The organism is Trinickia sp., assembly GCF_051953955.1.
Classification (GTDB): Bacteria; Pseudomonadota; Gammaproteobacteria; order Burkholderiales; family Burkholderiaceae; genus Trinickia.
This window is the reverse complement of sequence record NZ_JBQCIF010000044.1, coordinates 1-25,837: the sequence shown is the minus strand read 5'-3', so window position 1 is coordinate 25,837 and position 25,837 is coordinate 1. Positions and strand designations below refer to the sequence as shown.

Genomic DNA, 25,837 nt, shown 5'->3' with positions numbered 1-25,837 from the left:
CCTGCATGAGCTTGCGCATGGAAATACGCCCCTCGTTGGCGCTTCGGCTTCGAGCGCGGCCTTTATTGTCGACGCCGGCGCAGCTTCGCGACGTCGTCCGCCGTCACGCTCGCCTTCGGATCGCCGAAGTGCTTCGTCACGTAATTCGCGATGGCAGCGATCTGATCGTCGTCGAGTTCATCGCCAAAGCCCGGCATCATGACGTCGGCCTCTTTGGTATGGCGATCCACGCCATGCAGGATGACCATTGCCAAATTGCCCGCATCGGGCGAGCCCACCGCGCTGTTGTGGATCAACGAAGGGTACGCGAGCGGCGAGGCACCGCCGATGCCCTGCCCCGTCCAATTGTGGCAGCTCGCACAGTTGGCCACGAACAGCTGCGCGCCATCGACACCGGCAACGCGCGTGCCGCGCAAGCGCTTGACGTCGTCAGCCGGCTTGCCCCACTGATCGCGCGGACGGGTTTGACCGCCCGAGACCGGCGGCACCGAGCGTAGGTAGACGGCAATCGAACGCAAGTCCTCGCGCGTGAGGTACTGCGTGCTGTCGGCCACGACGTCGGCCATCGGCCCGGCGGCATTCGCGCGGCCCGGCACCGCGCCGGTGCCGAGGTACCGGACGACGTCGTCGTCGCTCCAGTTGCCGATGCCGCCGGCCTTGTCGGGCGTGATGTTGAATGCACGCCAGCCGGCCTGCACGGCACCCGCGAAGCGATCGCTCGATGCCAGGCCCTGCGTGAAATTGCGCGGCGTATGGCACTCCTCGCAGTGCGCCAGGCCCTCCACGAGATAAGCGCCGCGATTCCATTGCGGGCTTTGTTTCGGATCGGGCACGAAGCGGCCTTCGCGGAAATTGAACAGCTTCCAGAAGAACATCAGCCAGCGCTGATTGAACGGAAAGCTCAGTTCGTTGGGCGGGGGCGTATAACGGATCGGCGTCAGCGTGTTCAAATAGGCGCGAATCGCCAGCAAGTCGCGCTCGGTGACGCGCGTGTATTCGGCATACGGAAACGCCGGGTACAGATGCTCTCCGCTTTTGCCGATGCCCTGTTGCATGGCGCGCAGAAAATCGGTATCGCTCCAGCGGCCGATGCCCGTCTCGGGATCGGGCGTGATGTTCGGCGTGTAGAGCGTGCCGAACGGCGTGCCGATCGCCAGCCCGCCCGCAAACGGCCGAGCCTTGTCTGCCGTATGGCACGCTATGCAATCGCCGGCGCGCGCCAGATACTCGCCGCGCTTGACGAGGTCGGCATCGTTGCCGTCCGTCGATGCGGCGGCGGGCACCGCTTTCGCCTCCGAACCGCCGGAAGGTCCCGCCGAGCCCGCGACTTTGCCGGCCGGCAATCCGCTCGTCGCGGCAGCCGGCGAAACGCCGCTCGGGAGGGACCCCATGTTCCTCGGCATCGGCGCGCTCGCGGGCAGTGACATGCTCGGGGCCGATGCCCGGGCAGCCGCCGCTTCGCTCGCGCCCTGCGCCTGCGCTGCGGCGACGGGCACTTCGTCCGCGGGCAACGTCTCCCGCTCGTCCGACGCATGCCAGGCAAGGTACAGGGCAAACACCGAAAACGCGGCCGCGAAGCCTCGCATGAACATCGGACGGCGCCGCAGGCCATGATGCTTCGCACTCGCGGGCAAATCGGTTGCGTCGGAGCCCAGTCGCAGATTCGTCATGGAAAATCTCATGGAGTCGTCGCGCAATCAGAGTTCGCGCTTGAGCTTATCGGCAAGCCGCAGCGCCAGCGCCGCAATCGTCAGCGTGCAGTTGACCGAGGCGGCGGAGGGCATCACACCGCTCGTCGCGAGAAAGAGGTTCGGTGAATCGTGCGTTCGGCAATCGGCATCGACGACGGAATCCTGCGGATCGGCACCCATGATCGTCGTGCCCATGATGTGGTTGTTCGGAGCGAAATGATCGTCGAACGTCACCTCCGTGCCGCCGAACAAACTGGCAATCTGCGCATACAGTTCGTGCGTGTTGGCCGCGCTCTTTTTGACGTAGTCGTTGATCGAGTAGTAGATCTCCGGCTGGGGAATGCCCAGCGCATCCTTGCGATCTTGCGACGGCAAAATCCGATTCCGCGGCTCGGGCAGATGCTCGTGAAAACTGTTGATCGTCAGCGTGCGCGCGGCGCGATCGCGAATTTGACGATCCAGCTCGGCACCGGTCACGCCCTTGTCGATCAAGGACGACGTCACCGCCATCGTCGGCACGCCGTTCGAGAGATGCAGTTTCTTCGACGCGTAATCGGACCGGAAGGATCCATCTCGAAAATTAACGACCGACGTCATTTCCATCGGGCCACGCCCGGGCCACAGCGCTTCGTTGGCGAGAAAGCTCACGCCCGTGCCGGGATGATCCATCAAGTTGCGGCCGACTTGATCGGAACGGTTGCCGATGCCATGCGGGAACTTGTCCGACGTCGACATCAGCATCAGCTTCGGTGTCTCGATGCCGTTCGCGGCGAGCACGAACAGCTTGCCGCTCACGCGTGTCGTGCGGCCCGACGGGTCCTTGTAATGAACGGCCGAGACGAGGCCTTTGTCGTCGGCCTCTATCCGGTAGACGACGGCCTGATCGATCAGTTTCGCACCGGCCTTCTCGGCTTTCTCGGCATGAACGATCCCGTTGTACATGGCCGCGATCGGGCAGATCGGCATGCAGTTGTTGTTGCCGCAGCAGGTGGGACGCGCATCGTAGGGGCGACTGTTGCGCGCAACGGGCTCGGGCACCACCGTGAAGCCGTTGGCGTTGAGCACGTCGGAAAAGCGCGCGTCCATATAAGACAGCGGCAATTGCGGCATCGGATACGGCTTCGAGCGCGGCGAGCCGAGGTCGATGGAGACATCGGGGCCCGACACGCCAAGCTCCACCTCGGCCGCGTAATACCAAGGCTCGAGGGTTTCGTAGGGAAACGGCCAATCGCGGCCGACGCCGTAGGTCGTCTTAAGCTTGAAATCGGCCGGCAGCAAGCGCCAAGCGGCCGCGGCCCAGTGCCACGTCGTGCCGCCGACGAGCCGCAGATATTGCGAATCGTACGGATAGTCGCCCTTCTGAATCAGATAGCCGTTGGGCGGCGCATATTCCGGATGCGGGGCGTACGGCATCGACGGATACGGCGTCGCGAAATCGGCTTTGGCCGGCGAATTGCGGAAGTTCTCGACGATCTGCCAACGCGCCAAGCGCGGCCCCGCCTCGAGAATGATGACCGATGCGCCCGCCAAGGCGAGTTGATGCGCGACGAGACCGCCCGCCACGCCCGAACCGACGACGACGACATCCGCGGAAGGGTTGTTTGCCATAAGCGCTTCGCCTTGTTTCGTACTTTTTTACAGTCCACATGCCGGGTGCACGGAGCAAGACGCCGGCGCGCCGTTCGCTTCTCGCCGCGGCACCGGCATCACGCGTTGGACGGTTTCGGCGCCCAGTAGAACGGCACGTCCCGGCAATACGAGGGGATCGTGAGGACGTCGTTCACCGGGTCGAACATCAGGGCGTGCTCATAGGCGACCACCCGAGTCGTCGGCATGTCGCCGACGAGCCCGAGGTACCAGGCGCGCATGATATGGCCAACCGTTTTCGCCAACCGCGGATCGTCGGCCGTCAGGGCGGCCGTCACGGTGTCGCTCGGTACGCCCGCGTGCGTCTTCAACCACGCGTTCAGCGCCGCCACGTTGGCCACGAATGCGCTGTCGGACTTCGACAATGCGTCGTAGATACGCGATGAGAGCGTCGCGTCGAGGGCGGGGCGGCCCGTCAATTGCCGAGAAAGCGCAGTGAACGCATCGAGTCCGCCGCCGGCCGGCGGAGCGAACGCCCATGCGGGCGACGCGGCCAACGGCAAGCCGATCGCAGCGGAAAACCCCAGGGCCGCGGCCGAAGCGCCGGCACCGAGCACAAATCGTCTGCGGGCCGCAGCCGGCGCTGCCTCGCGCGGCCGGCTCGTTCGGGCATCTGTCATGTGGGCTCCAGCATCGTTGTCCAAGACGCCATCGGCATCAGCCGACGCTCTTCGTTCCCCGATTCCGGTCTTGAATGCCGCCCTCGTCGTGGCGGTCTGTCCCTTATCCGTGATAACCCTTGGACTCTGTCATTGGCAGCGACTATAGCCGCGTCGCAGCATTTACACAATCAGCATGGCCGAACGCCTCATCGCACGCTTCGACCGGAAACGACGCACGCTCGTTTCCGTCGCGGCGGCCTTCGGTCGAACGCCACAGTTTGCGAATCGCACTCATCGCGCCGGGCGACGCCTATGCCGCGCGGCGCCGATGTAAAAACGCACCTCCGGCTGTCACATTTACACCGCGCTGCACCGATGAAACACCGCGCGGAACGAGCCGACGGCTGCACCTTTCCGCACGAATTCCACGAATTCGATGGCGGCCGCAACGCGACGCACATACCGGCATCGGGCAACACGCGCATACTTGATGCGATCGACGCCTTCCGTTCGTCGAACGCGGGCCCTGCTCCGGGTACAGCGGCATGCATCGTGCTTTCGGCTCTCTCGCGCGCTCATGCTGCCGGCTGCCGGGCAATCCCGCGCCGGCGCGCGGATCATCGAGCGCCGCCTGACAACGCGATGCGATCGCACGGCCAACGTGCATCCACATCGCCGACGAACTGGAACGGACCGATGGAACCTCGTCACGCGTACGCGCCGCGGATTTATTTTCTTCACCCGCTTCTCGTCGGGCCGCTCGGCGCTTGGCCCGCTCAGTTCGAGCATGCAGCGGCGCTCGGCTTCGATCATGTCCTGATCGGCTCGCCGTTCGCGACGGGAGAAGCAGGGCACTTGCAACTCGTAGCCGATTCCGCGCGGCTCCATCCCATCTTCGATGCGCCCGGCGCTGCCGATGACGGCTTGCACCGTCTCGCCGAGCAAGCGCACGCCGTCGGGCTCGCACTGCTCGTCGATCTCGTGCTCGATCGCGTCGCCGCCGACGGCGAATTGCTGCGCGCGCATCCGCAATGGTTTCACCCCTACGAGCCGGCACGCGTTCGGCTCGATCCCCGGCATGCGCGATACGAGGACAACGCGGCCTACGCCAACTTCGGCGATCCGCACGCCTGCGCACAGCTCGGGGCCTGGTGGAGCGAGCGGCTTACCGCACTCGTTGCAGCAGGCGTCGATGGCTTCAGGTTCGATTCGCCGCATCACGTCCCCATCGGCATATGGCGCGAGTTGGGCGCGGCCGTGCGTGCGAAGCGCGAGAGCGTGCGCATGCTCGCCGCGACGCCGGGGCTCGCGCGCGACGACCTCGCTAGCTTGGAGCAAGCGCAGTTCGACGGCGTCTTTTCATCGGTGCGCTGGTGGGATTTCCGCGAAGACTGGCTGGCCGAGGAACATGCGGCGCTCGCGCGCGTCGGTTCGCCGATCGCGTTCCCCGAGGCGCCGTATGGGCCGCGTCTCGCAAGCGATTCTGCCCTTGCCTTCGACGCAGCCGTGATCGAGCGCGCCTACCGCCGCGCGATTGCGACGAGCGCCTCGCTCGGCACCGGGTGGCTCGTGCCGATGGGCTTCGAATACGGGATTGCCGAGCCGATGTCGTACACGACCGGCAGCGCCGAGCGCTACCGCAACGCATGCGCCGCCGCGCGCTTCGATCTAGGCGAGGCCGTTGGGCAAGCCAACGCGATGCGGCAACAGGCCTCGTTGCTCTCCACCGTGGGCGAATTGCGTCAGTTGTCGGCCGCGGGCGCGAACGTCGCCGCCGTCTTGCGCGGGGAGTGCCGCGATCTGCGCGATTCGCGCGAAGCTGCGCTGCTCATCGCGAACCCCGATCTGACGAGAGCAGCCCTCGTCGAACCGACGCGTTTTCTCGACGGCGTCCCCGGCAACTTCATGGCGTTCAAGCCGCTGACGAGCCCGTGCACCGAACCGGCCGAGCCGCTGCCGGCCTTTGCGCTCGCTCCGGGCGAAGCACGCGTCTATCGGGCGCAGCCGTGCCCCACCATCGCCGTGCGCCGCGCGACGAAGCGCAGCGCGGTGGCGTCGGCTCAAGAGGCGCTCGCCGCGCCGCGCATCGCGATCGAGAGCGTGACGCCGGCCATCGACGGCGGCCGCTTCGTCGTCAAGCGCGTCGTGGGGGAGGAAGTCGATATCGGTGCCGCCATCTTCGGCGAGGGCCACGACAAGATCGCCGCCGCCGTGATCTGGCGCGCCACGGACGAAACGGCTTGGCGCGAAACGCCGATGCGGCCGGCTCAGCCGGCCGGCCTCGATCTGTGGCATGCGACGATTGCGCTGCCCCGCGTCGGACGCTATGAATTCACCGTCGTCGCATGGCGCGACGACTTCGCGTCGCTCGTCGACCACATCCGCAAGAAACTCGACGCCAATCAATCGGTCGAGCTCGAACTCGAAGAGGCTCGCCATCTGCTCGCGCGCGTCTTGGCCGAAGCCGAGACGGCCGACGAAACCGGCGCGCAGCAACAAATCCATCACGAGCACCGCGAGCACGACACGCAACGCGCCGCGATCTCTGCATTGAAGCGCATCGCCATGCGCTTCTCGAGCGCAGATCATGCCGCCAGGCTCAAGGCCGTCCTCGCGCCCGAGACGGCCGATGCAGTCGCGAAATCCCGACACCGCCCGTTCCTCGCCCGAGACGCAACGATCTATCGCATCGATGCCGAACGCTCGGCCGCGCGCTTCGCAAGCTGGTACGAGATCTTCCCCCGCTCGATGAGCGGCGACCCCACCCGCCACGGCACGTTCGACGACGTCATCGGCCAGTTGCCGCGCATCCGCGACATGGGGTTCGACGTGCTGTACTTTCCGCCGATCCACCCGATCGGCAAGATCAATCGCAAAGGGCGCAACAACACGCTCAAAGCACAGCCTGGCGACGTCGGCAGCCCATATGCGATCGGCAGCGATGCAGGCGGCCACACGGCCGTGCATCCCGAGCTCGGCACGCTCGACGACTTCAAGCGCATGCTGGCCGCCGCGCACGAGCATGGGCTCGAAATCGCGCTCGATTTCGCGATCCAGTGCGCGCCCGATCACCCCTGGCTGACCGAGCACGCGACGTGGTTCGCGTGGCGGCCGGACGGCACGCTGCGCTACGCGGAAAATCCGCCGAAGAAGTACCAGGACATCGTCAATCCCGAGTTCTACGCGCACGATGCGAAGCCAGCGCTCTGGCTCGCGCTGCGCGACGTCATCGCGTTCTGGATCGATGCCGGCGTGCGAATCTTCCGCGTCGACAATCCGCACACGAAGCCGCTGCCGTTCTGGGAGTGGATGATCGCGGACATCCGGTCGCGCGACCCCGACGTCATTTTTCTGTCGGAGGCGTTCACGCGCCCGCGCCTCATGTATCGGCTGGCGAAGCTCGGCTTTTCGCAGTCCTACACCTACTTCACCTGGCGCGAATCGAAGCGCGACTTCACCGAGTACTTGACCGAGCTCACGCAAACGAACGTGCGCGAATGCTTCCGGCCGAACTTTTTCGTGAACACGCCCGACATCAATCCTCGCCATCTGCAAGCGCAGGGTCGGGCCGGCTTCATGATTCGCGCGGCCCTCGCCGCGACGCTCTCGGGCCTGTGGGGCGTATACAGCGGCTTCGAGCTCTGCGAATCGGCGGCCTTGCCGGGCAGCGAGGAATACCTCGATTCGGAGAAGTATCAGATTCGCGCGTGGGATTGGAATCGGCCGGGCAATATCGTCGACGTCGTCACGATGCTCAACCGCATCCGCCGCGCCAATCCGGCGCTGCATTCGCATCTCGGCCTGACGTTCCTGACCGCCCACAACGATCGCATTCTTTTTTTCGAAAAGGCGACGCGCTCACGCGAGAACGTGATCCTCGTCGCGATCAGCCTCGATCCGTTCGCCCCGCAGGAAGCCGATCTCGAACTGCCTTGGCATCTGTACGAGCACTGGCACATGCAGGAATGGGATGCGCTGACCGTTACCGATCTCGTCATGGGGAATCGCTCCGAATGGCGCGGCCGCCGCCAGCACGTTCGGATCGAACCCGATACACGGCCCTTCGCCATCTGGCGCATCGCGCCCGCCGCGGGCTTCCCGCACGACGATCTGACGCTCGCTTCGCTCGAGCGCGTCGGCCAACTCAGCCCACCCGGTGGCAGCGGTCACGGCCCCTCGGAGATTCACCATGAAGCGTGAAGACCATCCTCTGGAATCGGCCCCCGTGCAGAGCGAGGCGGGTCAGCGCTCGCGCACGTCGCGGCGCGCGGCCAAATCGCCGCTGTCCGACGATCCGCTCTGGTACAAGGACGCGATCATCTATCAAGTGCACGTAAAGTCGTTCTTCGATGCGAACAACGACGGCGTGGGCGATTTCCCCGGCCTCATCGCCAAGCTCGACTACATCGCGGAGCTCGGCGTCAACACGATCTGGCTCCTGCCGTTCTATCCGTCGCCGCGCCGCGACGACGGGTACGACATCGCCGACTACCGCAACGTGCATCCCGACTACGGCACGCTCGTCGATCTGCGCCGCTTCATTCAAGGGGCGCACGCGCGCGGCATGCGCATCGTGACCGAACTCGTCATCAATCACACGTCGGATCAGCACCCGTGGTTTCAGCGCGCACGCCGCGCGAAGCCCGGGTCCAATCATCGGAACTACTACGTATGGTCCGACACGGACAAGAGATACGAAGGCACGCGCATCATCTTCATCGACACCGAGCCTTCGAACTGGACGCACGATCCCGTGGCCGGGGCCTATTACTGGCATCGGTTCTATTCGCATCAGCCCGATCTGAACTTCGATAATCCGTCCGTCCTGCGCGAGGTGCTGCAGGTCATGCGCTTCTGGCTCGACATGGGAATCGACGGCCTGCGGCTCGACGCCGTACCCTATCTCGTCGAGCGCGAGGGCACGAGCAACGAGAATCTGCCGGAAACGCACGCGATCCTCAAGCGCATTCGCGCGACGATCGATGCCGAGTATCCGAACCGGATGCTGCTTGCCGAAGCGAATCAATGGCCGGAGGACGTACAGGAATACTTCGGCCAGGAAGACGAATGCCACATGGCGTTTCACTTCCCGCTGATGCCTCGCATTTACATGGCGATCGCAAGCGAAGACCGCTTCCCGATCACCGACATCATGCGGCAAACGCCGGAGCTTCCGCCCACTTGCCAGTGGGCCATCTTCCTGCGCAATCACGATGAGTTGACGCTCGAGATGGTGACCGACTCCGAGCGCGACTATCTGTGGAATACCTACGCGAGCGACCGCCGCGCGCGGCTCAATCTCGGCATTCGCCGCCGGCTCGCGCCGCTGATGGAGCGGGACCGGCGCCGCATCGAGCTCATCAATTCGCTGCTGCTGTCGATGCCGGGCACGCCCGTCATCTATTACGGCGACGAGCTCGGCATGGGCGACAACATTCACCTCGGCGATCGCGACGGCGTGCGCACGCCGATGCAATGGTCGTCAGACCGAAACGGCGGCTTTTCGCGAGCCGACCCCGAGCAACTCGTCCTGCCGCCCGTCATGGGCACGCTGTACGGCTTCGATGCCGTCAACGTCGAAGCACAGACGCGCGATCCGCACTCGCTGCTCAATTGGACGCGACGCATGCTCGCCACGCGCCGCTCCAAGCTCGCGTTCGGCCGCGGCACGATCCGCTTCCTGCGTCCGTCGAACCGAAAAATCCTCGCCTATCTGCGCGAAATGGAAGGCGAGGCGCCGATTCTCTGCGTCGCGAATCTTTCGCGCGCGCCGCAAGCGGTCGAACTGGATCTGTCCGAATTCGCGGGCCGCGTGCCCGTGGAAATGACGGCCGATTCCGTGTTTCCGGCGATCGGCCAGCTCACTTATCTGCTGACGTTTCCGCCCTACGGCTTCCTTTGGTTCCTGCTGTGCAATCGCGAGGATCGTCCGTCGTGGGCGCAGCCCGGCTCCCAGCAGTTGCCTGAATTCGTCACGCTGGTGCTGCGTGCGGGCCAAACGGGGCCGACGCCCGAGAACGTGCGGCTGCTCGAGTCCGAGGTGCTCCCCTCGTATCTGAGCCGGCGTCGCTGGTTTGCGTCCAAGGATCAAAAGCTTCACGGCGTGCGGCTCGCGGCCCTGACCACGATTCCCGACGCAGGCTTCGCCTTCACGGAGATCGAAGCCGACGTCGGACGCCACACCGAACGCTACGTACTGCCGCTCGCCATCACATGGGGCACCGACACGACGGTGCCGCTGTTCATGCAGCTCGCGCTTGCTCGCGTGCGCCGCGGGCGCAACATCGGGCATCTGACCGATGCGTTCTCGCTGCCGCTGTTCGCGCACGCGGTGCTGCACAACCTGCGCGCGCAGGCCGTCGTGCCGACCGTGCAAAAGAGCGAAATCCGCTTCGTCCCGACGGCACGGCTCGCCGAGCTCGACGCGCTCGGCGACACGCCCGAAATCCGCTGGATCGCGGCCGAGCAGAGCAACAGCTCGCTCGTCATCGGCGAGCGAGCCGTCCTCAAACTCGTGCGGCGCCTGATCGGCGGCATCCACCCCGAAGCCGAGATGAGCCGCCATTTGACCGAGATCGGCTATGCGAACACGGCGCCGCTTTACGGCGAAGTCGTGCGCGTCGACCCTCAGGGCGTGCCGCATACGCTGGCCCTTTTGCAGGGCTTCATCGAAAACCAGGGCGATGCCTGGAATTGGGCGCTCGACTACTTGCGCCGCGTGATCGACGAACTCGCGCTCGCGCCCGAAACCGAAGAGCCCGATGCCGAGAAATTCGAGGGCTATCGCGCGCTCACGGGGACGATCGGGCGGCGCCTCGGCGAATTGCACGCCGCATTGGCCACGCCCTGCGACGATCCCGCCTTCGCGCCCGAAAAAGCCACGCGCGCCGACGTCCGCGCATGGGTGGACGGCGCGCGTTCCATGCTCGAACATGCGCTCGACGTGCTGGCAGCGGAAGCGGCGAAGGAAGGCACGTCGATCGACGATGAAACGCGCGCGCTAGCGCAGGCGCTCGTCGATCGCCGGCGCGCGCTCATCGACGCGCTCGAGCATCACGTACCGCATCAAGTGGATGCGCTGCGCATCCGCGTGCACGGCGATTTCCACTTGGGCCAGGTCCTGATCGCGCAAAACGACGTGTATCTGATCGACTTCGAGGGCGAGCCGGCCCGCCCCATCGACGAACGCCGCATGAAGCGCAGCCCGCTAGTCGACGTCGCGGGCATGCTGCGCTCGCTCTCGTATGCGAGCGCGGCCGCTCAGCCGATTTCCGAAAACGCGCCGATGCTGACCGCCGATCGCAAGCGCGCCCTGTTCGAACGATTCCGCGAGGAGGGGCAGCAAAGCTTCCTCGACGGCTATCGCGAAGCCATCGGCCATGCCGTGCATCCGCTCGTTTCGCCCGAGGCAGAGGATGTGCTGCTCGACTTGTTCCTCGTCGAAAAGGCCGCCTACGAAGTACGCTACGAAGCCGCGAACCGGCCCACTTGGCTCGGACTTCCCCTGCGCGGGCTTGCGGCGCTCGCATCGCGTCTGCTCGGCGAAGCGCGCAATGGCGATGGCGATGGCGACGGCGCGGCCGCACCCGACCAAACGTGAGGATTGCCAGATGGGTTCCATGAACGAACGGTCTTCACGCATCCGCGAGATCGCCGACCGCGATCCGACTACCGGCATGCATCCCGTCGATATCGAGGCACTCGTCGACGGCCGCCATCCCGATCCGTTTTCGCAGTTGGGCCCGCACCGCACGGCCGACGGATACGCCGTTCGCACGCTGCTGCCGGGCGCATCGGGAGTCTCGGTCATCTCGCGCGCGAGCGGCGAATGCATCGGCAAGCTGAGCCAGATCCATGCAAGCGGGCTCTTTGCGGGCCTCGTGCAGCACGAAGAGCCCTATCGCCTGCGCATCGACTGGCACAGCGTCGAGCAGGACATCGAGGACACGTATTCGTTCGGCCCCGTGCTCTCGGAGGAAGCGCTCTCCCGTCTCGCACGCGCCGATCCCTATGCCGTGCTCGACTGCCTCGGCGCGCGCCCCTGCACGTTCGAAGGCATTGCCGGCGTGCGCTTTGCCATCTGGGCGCCGAATGCGCGCCGCGTTTCCGTAGTCGGCGACTTCAACACATGGGACGGCCGCCGGCATCCGATGCGGCTGCGGCACATCGCCGGCGTCTGGGAGCTGTTCGTGCCTCGGCTCGCAGCGGGCGCGTCCTACAAGTATGAAATCGTCACGCGCGAAGGCCACACGCTGCAGCTGAAGGCCGACCCTTGCGCCTTACGAACCGAACGGACGCCGGCCACGGCATCGGTCGTCGCCGATTGGGCCTCGATCGAGCAATTCCCCTGGACCGACGGCGCTTGGATCGCCAATCGCGCCGCGCTGCAAAACGCGCAATCGCCGATCGCCATCTACGAGGTGCATGCCGAATCGTGGCTGCGCATCGAAGAGGACGGCCGCCGCGGGCTCGATTGGTACGAGTTGGCCGATCGGCTGATTCCGTATGCGCTCGGCATGGGCTTCACGCACGTCGAGTTCTTGCCGATCGCCGAGCATCCGTTCGGCGGCTCGTGGGGGTACCAGCCGCTGTCGCCGTTCGCGCCGTCGGCCCGCTTCGGCCCGCCGCAGGGCTTCGCGCACTTCGTCAATCGCGCGCACGAGGCTGGGCTCGGCGTGATCCTCGATTGGGTCAGCGCGCATTTTCCGAACGACGCGCACGGCCTCATTCAATTCGACGGCACCCCGCTCTACGAACACGCCGATCCGCGCGAGGGATACCACCAAGACTGGAACACGATGATCTACAACCTCGGCCGCAACGAGGTCAGCGCGTTCCTGGTGGCCTCCGCCCTCGCATGGCTGCTCCGCTATCACGTCGACGGGCTGCGCGTCGATGCGGTCGCCTCCATGCTCTATCGCGACTACTCGCGCGCGGAAGGCCAGTGGGTGCCGAACATCTACGGCGGCCGCGAAAATCTCGAAGCCATCGCGTTCCTCAAGCGCGTCAATCATGAAGTCGGCTACGCGCCCGGCGTGCCCGGCGCCATTACGATCGCCGAGGAATCGACGGCGTGGCCCGGCGTAACGGCGCGCCCCGAGGACGGGGGCCTCGGCTTTCAATTCAAGTGGAACATGGGCTGGATGCACGACACGTTGCATTACATGCACGAAGACCCGGTCTACCGCCGCTACCACCATCACAACATGACGTTCGGGATGGTCTACGCGTACTCGGAGCGCTTCGTGCTGCCGCTCTCGCACGACGAAGTCGTGCACGGCAAAGGCTCGCTGCTCGGCAAGATGCCCGGCGACCGCTGGCAGCAATTCGCGAATCTGCGCGCGTACTTCGGCTTCATGTGGACGCACCCCGGCAAGAAACTGCTCTTCATGGGCGGAGAGCTCGCGCAATACGCCGAGTTCGATCACGATGCGTCACCGCACTGGCATCTGCTCGACGACCCGATGCACCACGGCGTGCAAACGCTCGTGCGCGACTTGAATCGCTTCTATGCCGCGGAGCCCGCACTGCACGCGCTCGATTCGGAGCCGGGCGGCTTCGAATGGCTCGTCGGCGACGACAGCGGCAACAGCGTGTTCGCTTATCGGCGCTGCGACGGCGCGGGCCGTGAAGTCACGATTGTCTGCAATTTCACGCCGGTCCCGCGTCACGGCTATCGCATCGGCATGCAGCGCGCGGGCTGGTGGGCCGAGGTGTTGAACACGGATGCCGCCGTATATGGCGGGTCGAACGTCGGTAACAACGGCGGCGTCGTCACCGAGGAGGTGCCGAGCCATGGCAAGCCGCAATCGGCGGTGTTGACGCTGCCGCCGCTCGCCACCATCGTCCTGCGCGCCGAGTAAGCGGGCACGCGCCGCCCTTCGGGCCGAAGCGCATCACGACGCACTCCATCGACACAAGGGCAAGGACGCGGCATGGCGAATTCGTTACCCGATCGACTCGAGCCTGGGACATCGTATCCGCTCGGTGCGACGTGGGACGGACTGGGCGTGAATTTCGCCGTGTTTTCGGCGAACGCGCACCGGATCGATCTGTGCTTGTTCGATCCGGCCGGTCATAAGGAACTCGCCCGCCTGCCGCTACCCGAATGCACCGACGAGGTCTGGCATGGCTATCTGCCCGGCGCGCATCCAGGCACGGTCTACGGCTTTCGCGCACACGGCCCTTATCAGCCGCAGTACGGCCACCGCTTCAACTCGGCGAAGCTGCTGATCGATCCCTACGCGAAGAAGCTGACCGGTCCTTTCCGCTGGACCGATGCGCTGTTCGGCTACCGCGTGCACTCGAATAGGCAAGACTTGTCGTATGACAGACGCGACTCGGGGCCGGCCGTGCCGAAATGCGTCGTGATCGACGAAGCCTTCGATTGGTCGCGCGACGTGCGGCCCGACGTGCCGTGGCCCGAAACCGTCATCTACGAAGCCCATCTGCGCGGAATCTCGATGCTGAACCCCGACGTGCGCCAACACGAGCGCGGGACCTTCGCGGCGCTCGCCTCGCCGCGCTTCATCGATCATCTACGCGACCTTGGCGTCACCGCGCTCGAATTGCTGCCGATTCACGCATTTCTCGACGAGCGTTTCCTGCTCGAGCGCAGTCTCACGAACTACTGGGGCTACAACACCGCCGCCTTCTTCGCGCCGCATGCGCCGTATCTATCGACGCGACGGCTGAACGAGCTACGCATCGCCGTGCGGCAATTACATGCAGCCGGCATCGAAGTCATCCTCGACGTCGTCTACAACCACACGTGCGAAGGCAACGAACTGGGCCCGACCGTCTCGTGGCGCGGGCTCGACAATGCAAGCTACTACCGGCTCATTCCCGGCGACGAGCGGCACTACATCAACGATACGGGCTGCGGCAACACGCTCAACCTGTCGCACCCGCGCGTGCTTCAGATGGTCATGGATTCGCTGCGCTATTGGGTCGAAGCATTTCACGTCGACGGATTCCGCTTCGATCTCGGCGTGACGCTGGGACGCGAGGGCAACGGCTTCGATCCGGGCTCGGGCTTTTTCGACGTCATCCGCCAAGACCCGGTGCTATCGAAGCGCAAGCTCATCTCCGAACCGTGGGACGTCGGCCCCGGCGGCTATCAAGTCGGCCGCCATCCACCCGGGTTCGCCGAATGGAACGACAAATTTCGCGACTGCGCGCGCCGTTTCTGGCGCGGCGACGCCGGCGTGCGCGCCGAACTGGCCGCGCGCATCGCGGGCTCCGCCGAAATGTTCAATCATCGCTTCCGGCGCCCCTGGGCCTCTGTGAACTATCTCGCGTCGCACGACGGCTTCACGCTCGCCGACGTCGTGTCATACGAGCACAAGCACAACGAAGCGAACGGCGAAAACAATGCCGACGGTCACAACGAGAATTGCAGTGCGAACTGGGGCATCGAGGGGCCGACCGACGACGAGTCGATCCGAGCGACGCGAGGGCTCGTTGCGCGCTCTATGCTCGCGACCTTGTTCACCTCGCTCGGGACGCCGATGCTGGCCGCCGGCGACGAATTCGGGCGCAGCCAGCACGGCAACAACAACGCCTATTGTCAGGACAATGAGCTGTCGTGGCTCGACTGGCAGGCAGCCGATTCGAAAGAAGGGCGCGCGCTGGCCTCGTTCACCGCGCGGCTCATCGCATTGCGCCGGCAACACCCGTTGCTGCGCGACGCGCGTTTTCTGCGCGGAGAGCAGGATGTCTTGCCAGACGTCAAAGACGTCGGCTGGTTCGACGAGCGCGGCGAACCGCTGACGAGCGATGCGTGGCACGACCCGCAGGCGCGCGCACTCACGCTGCGCCGAGCCGGGCCCGACTCGGACGGACAGTTGGAAGTGCTGCTGCTGATGCACAACGGCTCCCACGTCGAGCTCTCGTTCGTCCCGCCCGCCCCGCCTCTGGAATGGAACGTGCTCGCCGACAGCACGAACCCGGACGCCCCCGTGCACCGAGTCGACGACAACACGCTGCGAGTCGGCGCGCACGGTTTCGTTCTGCTCGCCGCGAAGCCGGCGCCGCGCGACGGCGATCCGATTGATTGATCATCCCGCGTTCTCGACGAAGGAGCCGACGACATGTCCGAAAACCGATCCGCCCCGCACGATCGCAGCGCGCACCCCTTAGCGTTCGGCGCCGAGCTGATCGGCACGCCGGGCGCCGGCGCGCCGCACACGCGGTTTCGGTTGTGGGCGCCCTCGCGCGCGGCGGCGCGCGTGGAGTTCGAGTATGCAGGCAAGCCTGGCATCGCCGAGATGACGCCGACGGGCGACGGCTGGTTCGAAGCCCACGCGGAATGCGGTGCCGGCACGCGCTATCGCTACCGGCTCGATGGCGACTTGGCCGTGCCGGACCTCGCCTCGCGCTTTCAGCCCGAGGACGTGCACGGGCCTTCCGAAGTCGTCGATCCGCTCGCGTACCGTTGGCAGCACCCCGAGTGGCTCGGCCGCCCTTGGGAGGAGATGGTCATCTATGAATTGCACGTCGGCGCGCTCGGCGGTTATGCGAACGTCGCGCGGCGTTTGCCGCACATCGCGCAACTCGGTGCAACAGCGATCGAATTGATGCCGGTCAACGATTTTTCCGGACGCCGCAATTGGGGCTATGACGGCGTGCTGCCGTTCGCACCCGATTCGGCCTACGGCCGCCCCGAAGAACTGAAGGCGTTGATCGATCGCGCGCACGAACTGGGGCTCGCCGTGCTGCTCGACGTCGTCTACAACCACTTCGGCGCTGACGGCAACTATCTGCCTCAGTATGCGCGAGCGTTCTTCCGCGACGACGTCACGACGCCGTGGGGTCCCGCCATCGATTTCCGCCGCGAGCAAGTGCGTGAATTCTTCTGCCAAAACGCGCTGTACTGGCTCAACGAATACCGCTTCGACGGTCTGCGCCTCGACGCGGTCCATGCGATCGGCGACGACGACTGGCTACGCGAACTGTCCGACTGCGTGCGCGCTTCGATCGAGCCGCGGCGACATGTCCATCTCGTGCTCGAGAACGAACACAACACGGCCAGCCTGTTGCGAACGCACTTCGACGCGCAATGGAACGACGATGCGCACAACACGCTGCACGTGCTTCTCACGGGCGAACACGAGGGCTACTACCGCGCCTATGCCGAGCGGCCCATCGCGAAGCTCGCGCGCGTGCTGTCGGAAGGATTCGTTTATCAGGGCGAGCCGTCTCCCATCCACGACGGTGCCCCGCGCGGCGAGCCGAGCGCACAACTGCCGCCGACGGCCTTCGTCATGTTCTTGCAGAACCACGATCAGATCGGCAATCGCGCGTTCGGCGAACGGCTGCGCACGCTGTGCGACCCGCAAGCCTTACTCGCGGCGACGGCGCTGCTGCTGCTCTCGCCGCAAATTCCGCTGCTGTTCATGGAGGAAGAATTCGGCTCCACGCAGCCGTTCCTCTACTTCACCGACTATGCGGGCGACCTTGCCGAAGCGGTCCGCGAAGGCCGGCGCCGCGAGTTCGCGAAGTTCTCGGCGTTCACCGACCCGGAACGCCGCGCACGCATCCCCGATCCGAACGCAGTCCAAACGTTCGCGTTGTCGTCGCCGCCGACCGAAGAAGAACCGAACGGCAATGCCAATGACAATGACAACGGCGACGGCACCAGCACCAGCACCAGCGACAAAGGCGCCGGCACCGCGCAACCCGCGGCGCGCGGCGAGCGCGAGGCGTGGCTGCACTTTTACCGGTCGGCCCTCGCCGTGCGCGCGAAGCTGATTGCGCCGCGGCTTCGCGGCGCGCGCGCGCTCGGCGTCACGCCGTTGCGCACCCGATCGGGCCACGACGCCAATGCACTCGTCGCATCCTGGCGATTGGCCGATGACGAAACGCTGGCGATCGCGCTCAATTTGACGTCCGACACGCTCCCGTTCGACACGCGGCCCGATGGCATGGTCGTCTTCGAAACACCGGCTCGCGCGCGCGACAGCGTCGATGCCGGCCAATTGCCCGGCTACGCCTGCGTCGCTTGGCTGACGGGCGACGTGAACGCGTTCGCCCTGCATCACGACGCCCGCGTGCCGATGCCGGGAGGGAGCGCCGAATGAGCGGAGCAGGATCGATCTCGCCCTCGCTCGGTCGAGAGACGATCGAGCGAATCGCCACGCGCGCCGGCTTCGAAGTGCACTGGGAAGATGCGAACAAGCGCATGCACCGCGTCAAGTCCGACACGCTCGCCACGCTGCTCGCGGCGTTGGGCTTACCATGCGGCACATCCGAAGAGGCGCGGCAAACGCTGGCACGCCTCGATGCCGAACGCACCGCGCGGACGCTGCCCCCGCTCGTGACGGCCGAATGCCATCGTGCCACGGCGCTGCCTGCGACATCGAGCCCGACGGGCACCGCTTACCGGATCGAGCTGGAAGGCGGCGGCACCGTGGAAGGACGCCTGGGCGTGCCGAAAGGGGAATCGACGCTGCTCGCCCCCATCGCCGAGCCGGGATATCACACGCTCGAGGTCGGGGATCAGCGCGTGTGCTTGGCGGTCGCGCCGGCCCGCTGCTACACCATCGAGGATGCATGCCGCAGCCAATTGGCCGCTGCCGACGTCAAGGCCGTGCGGCGCAGCAACGCCGACGCACCGCGCGCCGCGTCGATCTGGGGCATCGGCGCACAGCTCTATGGACTGCGCCGTGCCGGCGACGGCGGCATCGGCGATTTCACGGCGCTCGCCATGCTCGCGAGCCAGAGCGCACAGGCGGGTGCCGATGCACTGGCGATCAGCCCGACGCATGCGATGTTCAGCGCCGAGCCGCGCAAGTTCAGCCCTTACGCGCCGTCGTCGCGGCTGTTTCTGAACGCTGCCCATATCGATCCGTCGGCCGTGCTCGGCGTGCAGGCGTTCGAGGCGGCGCTCGATGCCGTGCGGGCGGACGGGCCGCCGACGTCGCGGGAGCGATGGGCCATGCTCGAAGCGTCGCCGCTCATCGATTGGCCGGCTGCGCTCACGCTGCGGCTCGCGGTCCTGCGAGCGCTCTATGAACGGTTTTGCGCGCACGAGCGCTCCGCCGCCACGGCCCTCGCGCATGAATTCGACGCGTTCAGCCGGGCAGGGGGACGGGCGCTCGAAGACCACGCCCGGTTCGAAGCGATCGATGCGCTCGAGCGCGCGATGCACGGACGAGGCCATTGGCGCGACTGGCCCGCCGCGTTGCAGGACCCGCGCAGCCCCGACGTCGACGCATTCGCGCGCGAGCATCGTCACGAGGTCGATTTCCATCTGTTTCTGCAGTGGCTAGCAGCAAAGGGCGTGAGCCAGGCCCAGCGCGCGGCACGCGAGGCGGGGATGGCCGTCGGGCTCGTCGCCGATCTCGCCGTCGGCTGCGACGGTGCCGGCAGCCACGCCTGGTCCTATCCCGACGATATGCTCCGTGCGGTCTCCGTCGGCGCACCGCCCGATCTGTTCAATCAGGCTGGCCAGGCTTGGGGGCTCACGACGTTCTCGCCGCGCGCCATGCGCATGCAAGGCTTCAGTGCGTTCATCGACATGCTGCGCGCGACGTTCGCCCACTGCGGGGGCTTGCGCATCGACCACGTACTCGGCCTACAGCGGCTATGGCTCGTGCCGGAAGGTGCGAGCGCCGCCGATGGCGCCTACCTGCGCTACCCGATGTCCGATCTGCTGCGGCTGATCGCGCTCGAATCGATGCGCCATCGCGCGATCGTCGTTGGCGAAGATCTCGGTACCGTACCGGAGGGATTCCGAGAACGCCTCGCGCGCCACGGCCTGCTCGGCATCAGCGTGCTCTGGTTCGAGCGCAGCGAAAACGGCGGCAGCTTCAAGGCGCCTGCGCAATACAGCCGCACCTCGCTCGCCACCACGACCACGCACGATCTGCCGACCGTTGCCGGCTGGTGGAGCGGACACGACATCGCCTGGCGCGATCGGATCGGTCAAACCGCCCCCCGCCCGGACGGGCGCGACCCCGTCGCGCTAGCCAACGCCGAACGAGCGGCCGACCGCCACGCACTATGGCGCGCGTTCCAGCACGCGGGCGTCGCGGCGCACGGGGTCGGGGCGCCGCCGAAAACGGAAGCGCCGATCGACGAAGCACTGGCCTTCGTCGCTTCGACACCGGCCCCGCTCGCGCTGTATCCGCTCGAGGACCTGTTGGGCCTGGCCGATCAACCGAACCTGCCGGGCTCCATCGACGAGCATCCGAACTGGCGTCGGCGTCTCACGGCGCCGATCGACGTTCTTTTCGGAAGCGGTCCGTTGCGCGACCGCCTGCTTGCCGTATCGGGCAGACGCGCCTCGGCCTTGCATAGACGCCTTGGGCCGCTTCCTGATTCCTCCCGCACACCATGACCGTCCCGCGCTCCACGCTGCGCCTGCAGCTCCATCACGGCTTCACGTTCGACGATGCGCTCGCTCACGTCGACTACTTCGCCGCGCTCGGCGTGAGCCATCTTTATTTATCGCCGATCACGAGGGCGATGCCGGGCTCGCTGCACGGCTACGACACGATCGACTACACCTGCGTGAACCCCGAGCTCGGCGGCGAAGCAGGACTCCTGCGCCTGGCCGAAGCCGTGCATGCGCGGCAAATGGGGCTCATCGCCGACATCGTGCCCAATCACATGGGGATTGCGGGCGGCCATAACCCGTGGTGGCTCGACATCCTCGAATGGGGCCGGCACGGCACGCATGCGCGCTACTTCGACATCGACTGGCATTCGCCCGATCCCGCGCTGCGCGGCAAAGTGCTTGCGCCGTGCCTGGGGGCACCTTACGGCGACGAACTCGCCGCGGGCCGCATCGCCCTCTCGTTCGACGCAAGCCAAGGCCGCTTCTTCGTTTGCTACGGCGAACATCGGTTTCCCATTTGCCCCGTCGACTATCCGGCGATATTGCGCGGCGGGGCGCATGGCGAACATCCGGAGCTCGCGGCGCTTGCCGACCACTTCGAGGGCGTGACGGTGCAGCCCGAGCAGCGGCAGCGTGCGCAGGCCGCGCAAGAAGCGCTGCGTGAATTCGCGCAGACGCGGGGCGCGAAGCCGTTCGACGCGGCGGTGGCGGACTATGCGCCGACGAGCGCTGCATCGCGCGAGCGTTTGCACCGCCTGCTGGAGCGGCAGTTCTTTCGTCTCGCCTGGTGGCGCACGGCCGCGGACGAAGTCAACTGGCGCCGGTTCTTCGACATCGGCACACTCGCGGCCGTGCGCACCGAGCGCATCGAAGTGTTCGATGCCGTGCATGCGCTCGTCTTGCGACTGTTCGCGCAAGGCGTCATCGATGGCGTGCGCATCGATCACGTCGACGGGCTCGTCGACCCGCGCGAATATTGCCAGCGGTTGCGGGAAAAACTCGCCGAAAGGGAATCGGAGCGGCCGGCGCAGCTCGACGGGCCTCGCGCCTATGTCGTCGTCGAAAAGATCTTGGCCCGCGGCGAGGCGCTGCCCGAGGACTGGAAGGTCGACGGCACGACGGGCTACGACTTCATGAACGACGTAGGCGCCCTGCTGCACGATCCACGAGGCGAAGCGACGCTGACCGCGACCTGGAGCGAGCTGTCGGGCTCGCCGCAACCGTACGCGGACATCGCCTGCGAAGCACGGCGCAAGATTCTGGCTGAAAACCTGTCGGCCGAGCTCGACCGCGCCGCTCGCGGCATCCATCGAATCGCGCGCGAACAGCCCACGACGCGCGATTTCACGTTCATGGCGATACGCCGGGCGCTCGCCGAAGTGGCCGTGCACTTTCCGGTCTATCGGATGTATCCGCAAAACGGCGCGCGCACCGCTGCCGATGAGGCGTATTTCAATCAAGCACTCGAACGCGCACGCCGCTCGATGGCCCGAGGCGATCACACGGTGCTCGCCTACGTCGCGGCGTCGCTCGGCGGCGACGGCCGCGACGGCGAGGCCCATTCGCCGACGAGCGCGGTGCCGAGCCGGGAGCGGCGCACCGCGGCAACGCTTTTCGCGCAGGTCACCGCGCCGCTGGCGGCAAAAGCGCTCGAAGACACGGCCTTCTACCGCTATGGCCGATTACTGTCGCGCAACGAAGTCGGCGCGGATCCCGCCGAATTCGCGCTCGACGTCGATGCTTTTCATGCAGCCAATCTCGAACGTGCGCAGCGCTACCCCTATGCGCTTATCGCGACTGCCACGCACGATCACAAGCGCGGCGAAGACGTCCGCGCGAGGCTCGCCGTCTTGAGCGAAATCGCCGACGAGTGGACGGCCACGCTGCGCGCGTGGTCGACACTGAACGCGCCGCACCGCCGCGCCTTCGCATCGGAGGACGCGCCCGACGAAAAGGCCGGGCTGGCCATGGCCTGCACCCCGCTCCTGGGCCCGGCACCGAACTGGGCACCGGGACCAGCCGCCGAGGCCATGCTTTATCAAACGTTGGTGGGGGCTTGGCCTTATGGGCTCGACCCTACCGATGAGCAGGGCGTGCATGCATTCGCGGAGCGCGTTGCACAGTGGCAATTGAAAGCGTCGCGCGAAGCCAAACTGCAGACGAGTTGGCATGCGCCCGACGAAGCGTACGAAACCGCCGCGCGCGCGTTTCTTTTCGACATTCTTGCGCCGCAGCGGCGCGACGGCTTTCTGCGTGAGCTCTCTTCGTTCGTCGCACGCATCGAGCGCGCCGGAGCCGTCAATAGTTTGTCGCAGACGCTGCTGCGGACGACTTGCCCGGGCGTGCCGGACCTCTATCAAGGCACCGAGCTTTGGGATTTCAGCCTCGTCGACCCGGACAATCGCCGGCCCGTGGATTTCGATCAGCGAAAGGCGTGGCTCGCCGGCACGCCTCCAAGCGAGCAGTTGACCCATTGGCGCGACGGCCGCGTCAAGCTCGGCATCGTGCACCGTGCACTGACGTTGCGAGCCGTCTCACCCGCGCTCTTTCTCGAAGGCTCGTACGTCCCGCTGACGGTGACCGGCTCGCGCGCGCATCATGCGATCGCGTTCGCCCGGCAGCACGGCGACGCCTATGCGATCGTCATCGCCACGCGGCTCGCATCGTCGTTGATGGGGGAGACCAATGACGTGCCGCTCGCCGATCCGGCCGTGTGGGAAGACACGGCGATCGCATTGCCGCCCGCACTGGCCGGGCGGGCGCTGTTCGACTGCATGAGCCCCGCCGCACCCAAAGCCGACGGTACGGGCAGGCTCTATTTGCGCGACGCTCTGAGCGCGCTACCGGTGGCACTGCTCGTCGAGGAAGGCGTGCCGCGCGAGTAGCAGGGGCATCGCTGCGGCGGCGTTGGCGATGGCATTGGGCTTGCCGCCACCGATCGCCGTAGACACGCTAGCGGCGACCGCGGCGGCGTGGGAAGTCCACACTCGACTACATGGCGGCAAGGGGGATGCGCAGCACGAGCATCGTGGGTTCGCCGTCGTTCGTCGCACCTTGCTCGAACGTGCCCCCGTGAGCGGACGCGACGCGCTGCACGAGCGCCAGCACCCAGGCGATGCGCCCCGCCTCGCGCGGCTGCATCGCCTGCGTCCTTGCGAACGGCTCCAATGCATGCGGCAATTCGGCATCGGCCAACGCGGCGAAGCTCGTCGTGAAGGCGATCTCGATACGCCAGAACGGGGCCTCCAACGCCGACTTCAGCGTGACTGCCGCGCCGGGCGGGCTCGCTTCCGCGGCAAAGACGAGCATCGTCCAGAGCGCTTGCGCAAGGCGCTCGCCGTCACCGTCGCAACGCTCGGCATCGAGCGACGATTCGAGTGCGACGGTCGTGCCGCGCGCCTCGATGAGCGCTCGGCGCGCATCCTCGAGCGCGCGCTCGATGGCCGAGCGCGCGACAAACGATTCACGCGCGAGGGGCAACGATTTGGTTTCGGCGCGCGTTTTGTCGACGGCATCCTCCAGCAGCTTCACTTGCTGTTCGACGCCCGAGCGAATGCCGGCCAGCGCGCGCTGGGCCGATGCATCGGCGGCATCGAGCTTGCGCTCGAGCACGTACGCCCAGCTATGAATGGCGTTGAGCGGACTGCGTAAATCGTGGGATACGAGGGACAGGACATGATCGCGCATGAAGAGCGCGACTTCGGCCCGCAAATGAGCGAGACGTTCGTCGGATGCGGCAGCGGCGTTGAGAAACGTCGACACGATCGGCCTCTCGAAAGGTAATTGGATGTCCCGGCCACGGCGCGGCGGCGAGCGGGGCCCATGCAAGTGCCGCTCGCGCACGCGCGACGACCGGGTGACGCCGTAGGTGCGTAGAGTAGACGGACATTATAGGCACCTCGAGGACCGCAGCGCCTACAATGATGGTTTCTTCTGAAACTGGAGCTTAAGAATCATGACGATCGTGACCACCGAATCGGGGCTGAAGTACGAGGATTTGACCGAAGGCACGGGCGCGGAAGCTGCGGCGGGGCGTACGGTCACCGTTCACTATACGGGCTGGCTCACCGACGGCCAGAAGTTCGATTCGAGCAAGGACCGAAACGATCCGTTTGCGTTCGTGCTCGGCGGCGGCATGGTCATCAAGGGTTGGGACGAAGGCGTGCAGGGCATGAAGGTCGGCGGCGTGCGGCGCCTGACGATTCCGCCGCAACTCGGCTACGGCGTGCGGGGTGCGGGCGGCGTGATCCCCCCGAACGCGACGCTCGTCTTCGAGGTCGAACTGCTCGAAACCTGAGCGAAGCCGGCACGGAACTGACCTCATCGAGCGCGACGATGCACGCACACGAGCACGCGATCGACTCGCCGGCGCTATCGCTTCGGCGCTACGGCGCCGTCAGCGCATGCGACGTTCATCCGTTCCATCAGATCGTGCTCGGCGTGGCCGGCGAGATGGAGATGGCTGTGGACGGCATCGGCCATCGTATCGACGCACACCGTGCTTGGCTGATTCCAGCCGGTGCGCGTCACGAGTATGCGGGCATCGGCGAAAACCGTCAGCTCGTGCTCGACGTGCCGTGCGCTTCGCTGGCATTGCCCGAGCGCTTCTTCGCTCGGGCAATGCCGTTGACGATGAACGGCGCGCTGGCCGGCGCGGTACGTGAAGCCGCATCGCATGCGGCGCACATCGATCGGGCATCGCGCGCGCATCGCGGCGATGCGGGCAACCGCACGGACGCCGGCGACGATACGGAGCACACGGCCCGCTCGTTGCTGCCGGCGCGCCGCTTGGCATGGGAAACGGCGGCGCGCTTGGCCGTGATGCTCGGCGACAGCATCGGCGTTCAAGCGCCGGCCGCGGGGCTCGACTACGCACGCATCGACAAATGGTTGCGCGCGCACCTTTCCGAGCCGCTGCGCGTGGGCGATCTTGCGGCACACTGCGGCTTCGGCGAGCGACGCTTCCACCAGTTGTTCAACGAAGCATTCGGCACGGCACCCTACCGCTATCTGCAGCGGCTGCGTCTCGACACGGCGCTGATGATGCTGTGCGATGCACGCCACACGCTGATCGACGTGGCGTTGACGGTCGGCTTCGCCGATCAGAGCGCGTTCACGCATGCCTTCACGCGCCGCTTCGGCATCGCGCCGGGCCAGTGGCGCGCGGCACGGGTGCATTGAGACGCGCAGAACGGCGCAAGTCCACTTGAACGAGGCGGGCATCAAACCGGCAAGCTGAGGAATTTAGCGGAAGTGCCACTGTTTCTCGACTCGAAAGCGTCGAGGCTGATCCAAATGGCAGATATCGTTGCCTACTGGATCTTTCGGTACTTTCAATCGGGCGATTCGAGAGGATTCGAAGTAATCAGATGCGCTCGCTGCCGGAGCCACCCCGGCAGCGAATAGGGCGAAGTCTACCCCTCCAACCCCCGCCCCAAATCCGCGCAGATATCGCGCGCATCCTCGAGCCCTACGGCCACGCGAAGCAGCGCCTCGGTAATCCCGGCTGCCGCACGCGCCTCGGGCGTGATCCGGCTGTGCGTCGTCGTGGCCGG

Annotated in this window: 15 protein-coding genes; 10 read left to right on the top strand and 5 right to left on the bottom strand. The window is 66.1% G+C overall.

Features of this window, described 5'->3' with window-relative positions; translation table 11 throughout:
- Positions 1-62: 62 nt before the first annotated feature.
- The 3 genes from ACTHNZ_RS08440 to ACTHNZ_RS08430 form a co-directional block, all read right to left on the bottom strand.
- On the bottom strand, positions 63-1,403 hold the full coding sequence (locus ACTHNZ_RS08440; RefSeq protein ID WP_440542122.1) for a c-type cytochrome: 1,341 nt from the start codon (positions 1,401-1,403) through the stop codon (positions 63-65).
- A 294-nt stretch (positions 1,404-1,697) separates the two neighbouring features.
- Positions 1,698-3,299, bottom strand: a complete 1,602-nt coding sequence (locus ACTHNZ_RS08435) for a GMC family oxidoreductase (RefSeq protein ID WP_440542047.1) — start codon at positions 3,297-3,299, stop codon at positions 1,698-1,700.
- A gap of 98 nt (positions 3,300-3,397) precedes the next feature.
- Positions 3,398-3,958 (bottom strand): sugar dehydrogenase complex small subunit, encoded by a 561-nt coding sequence (locus ACTHNZ_RS08430; RefSeq protein ID WP_440542046.1) that lies wholly within the window; start codon positions 3,956-3,958, stop codon positions 3,398-3,400.
- Positions 3,959-4,636: 678 nt separating this feature from the next.
- Between ACTHNZ_RS08430 and ACTHNZ_RS08425 the strand changes: the two genes are divergently transcribed.
- The 7 genes from ACTHNZ_RS08425 to treY all read left to right on the top strand — a co-directional run bounded on the left by ACTHNZ_RS08425 (position 4,637) and on the right by treY (position 23,167).
- Positions 4,637-8,140, top strand: coding sequence for a maltotransferase domain-containing protein (locus tag ACTHNZ_RS08425; RefSeq protein WP_440542045.1), 3,504 nt, complete (start codon positions 4,637-4,639; stop codon positions 8,138-8,140).
- Complete coding sequence (treS, locus tag ACTHNZ_RS08420) at positions 8,130-11,540, top strand: maltose alpha-D-glucosyltransferase (RefSeq protein WP_440542044.1); 3,411 nt, start codon at positions 8,130-8,132, stop codon at positions 11,538-11,540. Before ACTHNZ_RS08425 ends, treS begins: the two co-directional genes overlap by 11 nt.
- Positions 11,541-11,616: 76 nt before the next feature.
- Positions 11,617-13,803, top strand: a complete 2,187-nt coding sequence (gene glgB / locus ACTHNZ_RS08415; protein WP_440542121.1) for a 1,4-alpha-glucan branching protein GlgB — start codon at positions 11,617-11,619, stop codon at positions 13,801-13,803.
- Positions 13,804-13,875: 72 nt separating this feature from the next.
- On the top strand, positions 13,876-15,999 hold the full coding sequence (gene glgX / locus ACTHNZ_RS08410; RefSeq protein WP_440542043.1) for a glycogen debranching protein GlgX: 2,124 nt from the start codon (positions 13,876-13,878) through the stop codon (positions 15,997-15,999).
- 33 nt (positions 16,000-16,032) lie between these two features.
- Positions 16,033-18,021, top strand: a complete 1,989-nt coding sequence (gene treZ / locus ACTHNZ_RS08405; RefSeq protein ID WP_440542042.1) for a malto-oligosyltrehalose trehalohydrolase — start codon at positions 16,033-16,035, stop codon at positions 18,019-18,021.
- On the top strand, positions 18,018-20,282 hold the full coding sequence (gene malQ / locus ACTHNZ_RS08400) for a 4-alpha-glucanotransferase (protein WP_440542041.1): 2,265 nt from the start codon (positions 18,018-18,020) through the stop codon (positions 20,280-20,282). The genes treZ and malQ overlap by 4 nt, the downstream gene beginning before the upstream one ends.
- Positions 20,279-23,167 (top strand): malto-oligosyltrehalose synthase, encoded by a 2,889-nt coding sequence (gene treY / locus ACTHNZ_RS08395; protein ID WP_440542040.1) that lies wholly within the window; start codon positions 20,279-20,281, stop codon positions 23,165-23,167. Before malQ ends, treY begins: the two co-directional genes overlap by 4 nt.
- A gap of 106 nt (positions 23,168-23,273) precedes the next feature.
- Here the strand turns inward: treY and ACTHNZ_RS08390 are convergent, their stop codons facing one another.
- On the bottom strand, positions 23,274-24,044 hold the full coding sequence (locus ACTHNZ_RS08390; RefSeq protein ID WP_440542039.1) for a sensor histidine kinase: 771 nt from the start codon (positions 24,042-24,044) through the stop codon (positions 23,274-23,276).
- A 193-nt stretch (positions 24,045-24,237) separates the two neighbouring features.
- On the opposite strand from ACTHNZ_RS08390, the gene ACTHNZ_RS08385 reads away from it, so the two are divergent.
- Genes ACTHNZ_RS08385 through ACTHNZ_RS08375 form a run of 3 tightly spaced genes read left to right on the top strand, consistent with a single transcriptional unit; the run spans position 24,238 to position 25,688 of the window.
- A complete protein-coding gene (locus ACTHNZ_RS08385; RefSeq protein ID WP_440542038.1) occupies positions 24,238-24,579 on the top strand; it encodes an FKBP-type peptidyl-prolyl cis-trans isomerase in 342 nt (113 codons plus the stop codon).
- Positions 24,580-24,617: 38 nt separating this feature from the next.
- A complete protein-coding gene (locus tag ACTHNZ_RS08380; protein ID WP_440542037.1) occupies positions 24,618-25,463 on the top strand; it encodes an AraC family transcriptional regulator in 846 nt (281 codons plus the stop codon).
- A gap of 54 nt (positions 25,464-25,517) precedes the next feature.
- A complete protein-coding gene (locus tag ACTHNZ_RS08375) occupies positions 25,518-25,688 on the top strand; it encodes a DUF3800 domain-containing protein (protein WP_440542120.1) in 171 nt (56 codons plus the stop codon).
- Between the two features lie 8 nt (positions 25,689-25,696).
- On the opposite strand, the gene ACTHNZ_RS08370 is transcribed toward ACTHNZ_RS08375, so the two are convergent.
- Positions 25,697-25,837 (bottom strand): PLP-dependent transferase (locus ACTHNZ_RS08370; RefSeq protein ID WP_440542119.1); only part of this gene is annotated, 141 nt, incomplete at its 5' end.

Excerpts from the sequence above, each read along its gene's own strand:
- treZ (WP_440542042.1), top strand. The coding sequence starts at position 16,033 with ATGTCCGAAAACCGATCCGCCCCGCACGATCGCAGCGCGCACCCCTTA.
- ACTHNZ_RS08440 (WP_440542122.1), bottom strand. The coding sequence starts at position 1,403 with ATGCCGAGGAACATGGGGTCCCTCCCGAGCGGCGTTTCGCCGGCTGCC.
- treY (WP_440542040.1), top strand. The coding sequence starts at position 20,279 with ATGACCGTCCCGCGCTCCACGCTGCGCCTGCAGCTCCATCACGGCTTC.
- glgB (WP_440542121.1), top strand. The coding sequence starts at position 11,617 with ATGCATCCCGTCGATATCGAGGCACTCGTCGACGGCCGCCATCCCGAT.
- ACTHNZ_RS08435 (WP_440542047.1), bottom strand. The coding sequence starts at position 3,299 with ATGGCAAACAACCCTTCCGCGGATGTCGTCGTCGTCGGTTCGGGCGTG.
- ACTHNZ_RS08385 (WP_440542038.1), top strand. The coding sequence starts at position 24,238 with ATGACGATCGTGACCACCGAATCGGGGCTGAAGTACGAGGATTTGACC.
- ACTHNZ_RS08425 (WP_440542045.1), top strand. The coding sequence starts at position 4,637 with ATGGAACCTCGTCACGCGTACGCGCCGCGGATTTATTTTCTTCACCCG.
- glgX (WP_440542043.1), top strand. The coding sequence starts at position 13,876 with ATGGCGAATTCGTTACCCGATCGACTCGAGCCTGGGACATCGTATCCG.
- treS (WP_440542044.1), top strand. The coding sequence starts at position 8,130 with ATGAAGCGTGAAGACCATCCTCTGGAATCGGCCCCCGTGCAGAGCGAG.
- ACTHNZ_RS08380 (WP_440542037.1), top strand. The coding sequence starts at position 24,618 with ATGCACGCACACGAGCACGCGATCGACTCGCCGGCGCTATCGCTTCGG.
- malQ (WP_440542041.1), top strand. The coding sequence starts at position 18,018 with ATGAGCGGAGCAGGATCGATCTCGCCCTCGCTCGGTCGAGAGACGATC.
- ACTHNZ_RS08430 (WP_440542046.1), bottom strand. The coding sequence starts at position 3,958 with ATGACAGATGCCCGAACGAGCCGGCCGCGCGAGGCAGCGCCGGCTGCG.